5 protein-coding genes are annotated in these 7,990 nt (G+C 36.0%); 1 reads left to right on the forward strand and 4 read right to left on the reverse strand.

Annotated elements, in window-relative coordinates; translation table 11 throughout:
* The 3 genes from WBM49_RS08750 to WBM49_RS08760 all read right to left on the reverse strand — a co-directional run.
* Window positions 1-1,481: acylase (locus tag WBM49_RS08750; RefSeq protein WP_424371672.1), on the reverse strand; the 1,481-nt coding region annotated here is incomplete at its 3' end.
* 146 nt (window positions 1,482-1,627) lie between these two features.
* Window positions 1,628-2,983, reverse strand: coding sequence for an amidohydrolase family protein (locus WBM49_RS08755; protein WP_424371673.1), 1,356 nt, complete (start codon window positions 2,981-2,983; stop codon window positions 1,628-1,630).
* 162 nt (window positions 2,984-3,145) lie between these two features.
* Window positions 3,146-4,501, reverse strand: a complete 1,356-nt coding sequence (locus tag WBM49_RS08760; protein ID WP_424371674.1) for an FAD-dependent oxidoreductase — start codon at window positions 4,499-4,501, stop codon at window positions 3,146-3,148.
* 387 nt (window positions 4,502-4,888) lie between these two features.
* On the opposite strand from WBM49_RS08760, the gene WBM49_RS08765 reads away from it, so the two are divergent.
* A complete protein-coding gene (locus WBM49_RS08765) occupies window positions 4,889-6,553 on the forward strand; it encodes a serine hydrolase (protein WP_424371675.1) in 1,665 nt (554 codons plus the stop codon).
* 183 nt (window positions 6,554-6,736) lie between these two features.
* Here WBM49_RS08765 and WBM49_RS08770 read toward each other — a convergent pair whose 3' ends face one another.
* Window positions 6,737-7,651, reverse strand: a complete 915-nt coding sequence (locus WBM49_RS08770; RefSeq protein WP_424371676.1) for an alpha/beta hydrolase family protein — start codon at window positions 7,649-7,651, stop codon at window positions 6,737-6,739.
* Window positions 7,652-7,990: the final 339 nt, after the last annotated feature.

Consider the following 7,990-nt stretch of genomic DNA (forward strand, 5'->3'; position numbering starts at 1 on the left):
TCTGAATCGGAAGCATTGACGGCAGCAAACAAATCGTCCAAAATTCTATCCGCAAATTCCAGGCGTGTGGAGAGTTTATATTCTACCAACTCCTCAAAAGATATGGATTCGTCCTCCATAAGCATCCGCGCCGAGCGTTGTGGCCGGAATGGCATATATTTTGGAGCCATATAGCTGGGATAGTCATCAGGGTCCAAGGTCATAGGTATGGTACTTGTCCAGGGCGGGTCATTGGCATTTTGAAGCCACCCACCCTCTGGGTTCTTTATTTTGGGTAAGTCGGCATACGCATGCACTTCGGTCCATATATCTGCCGATTTTCCGCCCGGAATAACACGATCCCAATAATCCCAGTCGCCAGAAATTCGTTTAGGAACCAGGCCATTGAACAAATAGAAAATTTCTCCTTGTTTATCTGCGTACATAACATTCCAAAAAGGGATTTGTGCCATTTTTAAAGCGTCCTCAAATTCATTGAAAGTGCTACTGTTAATCATACGCCACCATTGTAAAAACATATTTGGTTTGTCTAAGCCAACCATCCTTAAAGCCAGGACTTTGTCTTCAGTTTTATTGACTACCGGGCCGTGAACCGTCTTCATAATGGGAATTTCCCGGTCTAGAATTGTCCCATCATCTTGCTTTATTTTTATGATTTTTGAAGACGTTTCAAAATCTTTCCGTTCACCATCCAATAGATAGCCACCATCTTTCAGTTCCAATTCGTAGGTATCTGCGTTGTCAATGGTGTTGTCTGTATGACTCCAGCCCAGGTTTTCATTAAAACCAATGGCAATACCCGGAAAACCCACGAGCGTTGAACCGTACATATTTTTCCCATTTAAATTTAAATGCGATTCAAAGAACAAAAATTCTTGCCACCAAGGTAAATGAGGGTTTTGTACCAACATTGCATTACCGGAAGCTGAGCGCTTAGGTGCAATGGCATAGGTGTTGGAACCCATATCTGGCCATTCCTGAACGCGCCCTAGATCATTTCCGCCAATAAAACGAGTGAAAATTACATACATACTATGCATATTCATGTCCTTGGTAGTTAGCGGCAAGACCATTTTATTTTTGTCATCAATTGCCTCAGGATATGCTGCTGCATAAGCATTCATACCTTTTATAAAGGAGCTATAGATGGTTTTGATTTCAGGGTCCTGATTCTTTTCCCAATCCTCGGCCAACTGATCAAAACCCAGGGTATGTATGAGCAAGTCATTGTCGAATTTTCCTTGCCCCCAGTATTCGGCTCCTTTGCCCCTGGAGCTTCCATAAAGTTCTAAAATAAGGTTGGCATGATTATGCATTTGGGCCCAACCCTGAGCGAAGAATAAATCTTCGGTACTATTTGCGGTAATATGCGGAACACCCCAGGTATCCCAGGCTATTTGGGTTTCAATTTTTTTTGTTTTAGCACAAGAATTAACTAAAAAAGAAACTATAATAAGAGTGAAAAGAAGACGGTTTTTCATATTTTTTTTCATTTAAAAGTTTGAAGTGTTGATCATAGTGAAGGTCAATGCTCCTGGCTATGATTTGCTTTCGCTGTTCATTACGCTCTGAATGTAAAGCCTGGGTTTTGGGCGTAATGAAGTATAGCCGTTTTTTGCATAGGTTTTTATTCCTTCTTTTTATATTCTTTTCCGTTTTTATATACTGAAATTACTTTTCTGATATGTTCAATGTTTTCCAATGGATTTTCAGACAGTACCACAAGGTTTGCTATTTTTCCAACTGAAATCGATCCGTGGGTATCTTCAATTCCAATTGCTATAGCATTATTTATGGTGGCAGCTTTGAGCGCATCAATGTTTGTAATTCCACACTCTGTAAAGAGTATAATCTCATCCTGAACCCATTTCATATCTGCACTCAAATCTGTTCCAGCTGCTATCGTAACTCCATTTAAATAGGCTGCTTTAGTGATTTTCTTTGCCCAATTGTCCATATCTTCTAGATTCATTTTGCTTGCAGCACTGGAAAGATCTTTAGTTGGATTGTTTTTTTGAGTGTTCGGATTATTTATTGGCTTTTGAACACGTAATTTCATGCTCCAAGCAGAAAGAGTTGGTTCAAAAACAATATTATTTGATTTCATTTTTTCAAATAAAGAAATGAATTCGGAAGATGAAGCATCAGTATTTTTAAAATCCTGTAGCGGAACAAATTTTCGAATAGCTTCATTAAAGGAATTGGGCATATTTTTTTCCAGCTCAAATATCATTCCAATACTATGGGATAAAACATCCACTTTTGCGTTTACAGCGTCTGATGGTTTACTGGGGTAAATACTGGAGTGGCTCCACATTTTGAGTCCATTAGCATGTGTAGCTATACTTAGCTTTATTAATAATTCAGGCTTTACATTTGAATATACTTTTAATCCATTTACTCCAACTTCTTTGGCGTCGGCAACTACTGTTTCCAAATCCGTTTCATCAGTAATTACTCGCATCCAAGGTGCTGAACCTGGCTCAAACCCTTGTGCAGCAAATTTGGTTCTGGGATCTTTTAAGAAAGCTGGGCCAAATACATTTGCCGAATAATATATGTCAGGGCCTTTTAGTTTTCCTTCCCCGATTTCCTGGTTTAGTGATTGATAGACTCTCGCATCACCACCCATATCCCGTACACTTGTAACTCCTGAATAAAGCAACTTTGTCAAAATTTCTTTACGGTTTTTTGGTCTGAAGAGATGTACATGTGAATCTATCAATCCAGGAATAACATAATTCCCTTTTAAATCTATAATATTTTCAACTTTTTCTAAGCTCAAAGAATTACTTGCCTGTATGGATTTTATTTTATCATTCTCAATTAGGATAGTCATATTTTCCATCTGTCGAGAATCCTCAACATCAATTATGGTGACATTTGTAAGGGCGGTAAACTTGTCAGTAGCTGTCTGAGAAAAAGTTTCACTAATAAAACTAATCCAGGATATGATTAGAAATATGGATATTGATTTTCTCATTACTTTAAGTTCTATTTAATGTATGCCTTCCATAGGCAGGTTGACAAAGGAGCGTTGGACGTTTAGCATTTAAGCCAAATTTAGTGCTGTTTAAATGTAGGAAATTCTGATGAAGTTTTAGTGAAGCGTTGAATTATAGCCTTTGTTGGCATTAGTATTTTATTAATCAATATTCTGTATATCTTTCATTAATCTTTCGGAACCTAAAGCAGATTTGGTTTTTTGATACATAAATGAATCATTTTTTTTATCTAAAATAAGGTCTGCAGCAATTAGACCGTAAGCTAGAGAACCTTTTGCTCCAATGCCAGACATTCCTCCAACTAAAACATAACTAGAATCAATGTCCACTTTATTTTTTATTATGTTACTCACATAAGGTACTTCAGATTCTGTTAGTGAATAAACACAAGAATAACCTTTGACATATTCTAAATCGGACGCTATTATTGGTAAATCAAGTTTTTTCAGATAGTCAACAGTATTTTCTTTGCTCCAGTGAATTTCTTGCTCGGTTAATTTCATTGCCCATACTTCGTCTAACTCCTTAATTTCTGTCCTTAAAAAATGTCCTCCAACTTTTAATAAAGGTCTTTGGTCACTGTCAAATTTCTCAATCATAGAATAAAATATTTCAGAATTTAGATAAGCAACAGGATAAGAGGATATGAGCCTGTTTTTCTGGTCACTTGTCAACATATCATATTTGTCTGATTTTATTTTTAAAAATGAAAGAAATAAACGCTTTGGACTTATCAAATCCCTAAAATAAGGTGCAATATCTTTCATTAAAATCCCATTATAGGGACCAGCAGCCGCTACTACCTTTTTACTCAAGATGGTTTTGTTTGTTCCAGTTTTGGTATCTGTAATTTTGATTTTATATACTCCATCCTCTTTTTTTAAACTGGTAACTTTTTGGTTGTAGTCTATTCTATTTCCAGATTTTCTTATTCCTAGATGTAGTTTTTTAATTAACACTTTCGGATTAAGAGTACCAGTGTATTGTTTATATTCACGAATAACCATTGTAGTATCTGAAATTTTCATTTCAAACTTTTCTTCTGCTTCCTCTTTAGTTGATGCATATTCATATTTATCTAATTGTCCATCAAGCAAATTTTCAACATCATTTAATTGGGATTTAGAATAGATATAGGTTACCGGTGAAGTTCTGTAAATATCTTCCATAGAATGAAGTACATCTCTTTCTCCTTCGTTTAAGTACTCAATCAAACCCTTCGTTTCTTTTATAGAGGTTTGTTGTAGAAATGAGAATATGTCTTCTTTTGGGCCTAAACTTCTTGAAATTCTTGCCTCTCCAAAACTAGAACCAGAAGTATAAATTGAATCTTGTTGCTCAAGAAGTAAAACATTTTGTCCATATTTAGAAAGCTCCCAGGCGGTCGAACTTCCCATAAGTCCGCCACCGATTACGACAATATCCTCTATCTTTTCTGAAGTTTGACAGGATATTAACTTTGATACAATGACTGATATTAAGATTAGGTTTCTCATTTACTTATATTAATGCTAACGTGATTGTGTATGGTTAGTTACGTGATTAAGCAACTAATTTAGCGTACAAATACGTACCAGAGAAAATTCCGAATGAATTTTCCAAATAAGCACTTGCCAAAGCAATTAATAATACACGGTGTTATCTTTTGTGGCGACGCACTCGGGTAAACATGTCTAACTAGTCTTCTCTATTCCACCTGAGCAAGAAGGCCTGTTTGTATTACTTTTTGGGAATACGTTTTTCGATTTGTCCTAAATGTCCACTACTATTCGATTTATGAAAGTTTTTAAAAGTATATCGTGAAACCTGTAACTTTTTCAGTTTTGTGATAGTCATATATCTGTACTTTATAAAATATTTAATAATCTGAATAACAATTTATCATGAAATATACAGAGCGAAATACCAAAATAAAAATTAGAACTAATTACTTTAAAATTATCGTTTTGTTAATGCTGACGATGCTACTGCCATCAGTAAAGGGAACTGCCCAAATGACTGCAAAGCAAATTGACAGTTTAGTTACTATAGCAGTCAATACCGTGGATAATACTGTTGGTTTTGCAATAGGTGTTGTCAAAGACGGTAAAATTTTACACGTAAAAGGCTATGGTGTAAACTCCGTAGATTTAAATGAAGCGGTAACTGCCGACACCCCATTTGGCATTGCCTCTAATTCTAAGGCATTTACGTCTGCTGCACTAGCGATACTGGTTGAGCAAGGGAAAATTAATTGGGAGGATAAAGTCATCCGTCACATACCCGAATTTAAAATGTACAATGATTATGTCACAAACAACTTTACCATTCAAGATCTTCTAACCCATCGCAGTGGTTTAGGCCTCGGCGCTGGTGACCTCATGATTTTTCCAGACGATTCAGATTTTACAATTGATGATGTACTTAGCGCTTTTCAACACTTTGAACCATCTACTGCCTTTAGGACAAAGTTTGATTATGATAATTTGTTGTACATAATCGCAGGCGAACTTACTGCTCGAGTAAGCGGGAAATCTTGGGAAACATTTGTCGATGAAGAGATTCTTAAACCTTTAAAAATGAATCATTCTTATGCCAGTTATGAGGATGCCTTACAGAATGATACTGTTGCCGTGGCGCATTCCTTTGACGGTACCGTATTAAAAGCAATTGAGAAATCTAAAACAGATTTGAATGGAAGCGTAAAGCAAAAAATGAACGGTGCAGCAGGTGGAATATGGTCTAGTGCTAATGATATGTGTAAATGGATGTTAGCACAATTAAATAAGGGGAGGTATGGTGCTAATATGGATAAAACTTTATTTTCAGAACAACAACATCGGGAAATGTGGCGCGTACACACGCCTATGAATAAGCCATCGGACCCGATGTTGCCTTTTATATCTCACTTTTCAGGGTATGGATTAGGCTGGTTTTTATCAGATATTAATGGATTTTTCAAAGTTGATCATTCCGGCTTAATCGCTGGAATGTCTTCAGAGGTTACTTTGATTCCAGAATTGGATCTCGGTATAGTTGTTATGAATAATTCAGAAGGAGCTAGCCTCCTTGATGGTTTGATAGGCTTTGCACTGTTAGATGAATTTTTAAAATTAGAAACGGGCATCAATTGGCTAGAAATGACAAAGAGATTGCAGCAGCAACGCGGAAAAATGGGCGATCCTGATTCAGAAAAAGTTTGGACTGAAGTTGAAGCAAATAAAAATGTAAAAGTCAATAAAGATAATTACGTTGGGATATACGAAGATGACTGGTTCGGAAAGGTTGAAGTTTTTGATAAAGAGGGGGGTTTATGGTTTAAATCGCACAAGTCGCCAAGATTAAATGGTAAAATGGAATTTTATGAAGACAATACTTTTGCGATAAAATGGGAATATCAAGATATGAAAGCCGATGCTTTTGCCATTTTTTCGCTAAATGAAAACGGTAAAGCCCAAAGCATCAAAATGAAAGGCATCTCTCGTTTTATTGATTTCAGTTTCGATTTCCAGGATTTGGATTTGAAAAGAGTATCGGAAAATCTACAAATCGACGGCAGAACTCGATAAGCATATATTCAAGCTAAAAAGTCCCGCAACACAATCGTGTAATGGGACTTTTTTGTTCTCAATTTTGTCAAGTCCAATATTTTGTTTTTTTCAGCCATTGAAGATAACGGCTAGTATAACAATCGTAGCCTACCGATAGGAGGCTATGATTTGGTATACATTGTTGCAGGCAGTGCTTTATTTCTATTTGTTATTCTTAATTTCCAATGACTTTCGTTTTATCCAATTAACAGAAATATTTATTGGTTCTTTCTTATTGGTATTATGTCCCAATGATGGAAACAAAACATACTCAAATGGTTTGTTCTCTAATTTCAAATCATTAAGATGCTCGATACATATTTTTACAGGAATTTGAATATCTCTTTCTCCAAAAATCCAAAGACCAGGGATTGAAAGAGTTTTCAAAATCTCTTTTGGGTCAGTAGTTTCAAATTGATATTTGTCTGGGTCGTTTTTGATATGTTCACGAGCGTCTTTTTCTGTATGATTATCCCAAAAATCTGTTCTTCCATTTGTATAAAACTGAAATCGTAGTTGTTCAAGAGTAGTTATGGTTGGGCAACTTAATAAAACCATAAATTCTACCAAGGGATTTTCACTAGCAACAATTGGAATTATCCATCCTGCTTGACTTGCGCCTATAAGTCCAATAGGTAAATCTTTCCTTTTGTTATAAACTACGTTAACAGCTGAACTTGCATCTTTTGCTAATAGTTTTAGATTTTCAACACTAATATTATTTGTCCCTACTTCTGGTCCAGCATAAACTCCACCAGATTCTCCAACTCCACGTTTATCATAGGTTAATACTAAAATATCATTCGCGGCTAACAATTCAGCGAACTTTGTCATTCGAGGTACTTGGTCAGAGCCGTGAACAATGATAACTGCTGAATGCGGATGGTTAGGGCTATAAATTGTACCTGCTAATTTAACTCCTTCACTTTCGAAAGTCACATTTTCTGTTGTTATAGACTCAATTGATTCAGTCATTTCTTGATTAAGTGCCGTCTTTTTTTGTTCAACTGAATTATTGCAACTAATCATTGTTACAAATAGAAGTAGTAATAAAAATCGACTTGTCAATTTCATCATATAATTTTCTTCAAAGTTTTGGTCGCATTGCCTACGATCTGGGCTATGGTTTGGCGCGGTGTTGGGGGCGAAGCTAGCGGAGGATCTAACGGCGTTGTCGTTAGAAATTTGCGCAGGCAAAGCGAGCCCTGGCCTTTTAACCATTGAAGCCAAGTTTTGTTTTATTTAAATGTAGGAAATTTCAGGGAAGTTCTAAAGCAGCGCTGAATTATAGGCGTTGTTGTAGTTAGTAACATATTATGGGTTCATTTGAATCTTTCATATTTATTTCAACTATTATAGAATCATTTTCATTAATTCTTAAATTATTTATTTGGACTGGTATTTTTCCAAGCCAAT

It is taken from the genome of Muriicola sp. (assembly GCF_049669965.1).
Classification (GTDB): Bacteria; Bacteroidota; Bacteroidia; order Flavobacteriales; family Flavobacteriaceae; genus Muriicola.

Bases quoted from the DNA above. Each gene is read 5' to 3' on its own strand.
- WBM49_RS08755 (WP_424371673.1), bottom strand. From the start codon at position 2,983: ATGAGAAAATCAATATCCATATTTCTAATCATATCCTGGATTAGTTTT.
- WBM49_RS08760 (WP_424371674.1), bottom strand. From the start codon at position 4,501: ATGAGAAACCTAATCTTAATATCAGTCATTGTATCAAAGTTAATATCC.
- WBM49_RS08765 (WP_424371675.1), top strand. From the start codon at position 4,889: ATGAAATATACAGAGCGAAATACCAAAATAAAAATTAGAACTAATTAC.
- WBM49_RS08770 (WP_424371676.1), bottom strand. From the start codon at position 7,651: ATGATGAAATTGACAAGTCGATTTTTATTACTACTTCTATTTGTAACA.